Source organism: Oleiphilus sp. HI0125 (assembly GCF_001635355.1).
Genome location: NZ_LWGF01001237.1, coordinates 1 through 1,600, shown reverse-complemented (window position 1 = coordinate 1,600; position 1,600 = coordinate 1). Strand labels below are relative to the sequence as shown.

Below are 1,600 nucleotides of genomic sequence, written 5' to 3'. Positions count from 1 at the left end.
GAAGGTCTCCACTGTCTCGATAGTACGAAACACCCAATCTCTCCCAAGCAATGCTGGGAGGAAACCGGTCAGGAATCCGGCAATCACCCAAAGAGGCAGCACCAAGCTTCCTCGATACAAATGGATAAGCTCCTCAAATAAACATAGATGATGGTATTCAGTGCGAAGGTGTTCTCGAGCAAAGGCGCGAACATGCGGATCGCAACTTGCGCTCAATATGCCGATGTAAATAAATACGGCCCCCATCTCACCAGCATGGCTGCTACGCAATTCCATTTTTAGTTCGTTTGGCATTGTCTGTGAGTAACTTACTTCGTTTTGCATATCGCCTCGCTCACTTATCCTCAAGAACGTGCGCGCTAAGGTGTCTTTCTAAAACAATTCTGGCGCATGCAATGATTACGGTTCAGGGCAAGACAAAGTTCACTCACAGGTCATAAGAATGAGCAACATCTCCTGTAAGTGGAGTGATTTATGAGTACTAGTGTCAGACTGACATGGTCTCGTTTTCTTGGCAATGCGACAAATGCTCAGTACAAAAAAACCGCTATTGGTCTCCCAATAGCGGTTTCTTACAATAAAAATTCTGACTTATCTTTTAGCTAACTGAGGCTTAGAAAGTCACACCAAACTGCAAGCCTGCACCGACTGTATTTGCATCTGTACTGCCTAAGGCAGCAAGTTCTAGCGTAACGCCCGCTGCACGCAAGCCAAAGCCAGCTGTTAGCAGCACATCTTCACTTTCAGCAATGTTATATCGAGCGCCTGCGCGAAGTTGAAAAATCTCTGCCAAATCATATTCTGCGCCAACACCCAAGTATTGCGTATCACCCTCACCGAATACTTCTTCTGTTTTGGTTAACTCAAGATCAGCGGCTAACTCGTAAGATGCTCCTTGGTAAGAAATACCAGCCAATACTTTTGGTTTTAGCTCAATATCGATTCCCTGCGGTGCAAAACCCGGACCCAAGTTAGTGTTGTCTCGACCCGGTTTGGTGGTGATCTCCATTGGCACAACGTTAATCACTGAGAGGCCAACCAATAATTGCTCGTCGTCATCTAAGAAACTCGCCACGCCTAGATCAAGGTTGAATTTCGATTCACTCACTTTGGTATCTTCAAGATCGTCAGATTCAAACTCATCAACGCTCGTTACAAAGTCATAAGCACGTAGATCGACCATTTTAGGTGACACGCCTAGCGCATAGTCGTGACCAAAAAACGTAAAGTTATGCGACATCGACAAACCAACTTGCGAGTATGCTGAACCAACGGCGCGCACGGTTGACTGTAACTGATCCGCGTCATTCGCTGTGTCATACAGAGCGTTAACATCATCGATGTCTGTAATCACGGTGTTACGCGCTAGGTCTTCTAGTTGATCAAGCGTGGTTTGATCGTTGTAATTGATTTTTGCTGCAATACGAGCAGAACCAGAGACAAACAAACCTGCGCCGAAACGCTGGCTAGGTATCAACGCTGACACACCCATGCCGAGATCGACACGCGCTTGTTCTTGATCAATTTTTTGAAGCTCGTTGTTCAGTGCACGCGTTCTATTCGCTAATTCTGTTTGAGCAGCGGCTAAGCCTGCACCACC

At 46.4% G+C, this 1,600-nt stretch carries 2 protein-coding genes; both read right to left on the bottom strand.

Features of this window, described 5'->3' with window-relative positions; all coding sequences use genetic code 11:
• The coding region (locus A3762_RS21570) for a demethoxyubiquinone hydroxylase family protein (RefSeq protein ID WP_197469479.1) at positions 1-324 on the bottom strand (324 nt) is incomplete at its 3' end.
• A gap of 289 nt (positions 325-613) precedes the next feature.
• A partial coding sequence (gene traF, locus A3762_RS21565) for a conjugal transfer protein TraF (RefSeq protein ID WP_068757579.1) occupies positions 614-1,600 on the bottom strand: 987 nt, incomplete at its 5' end.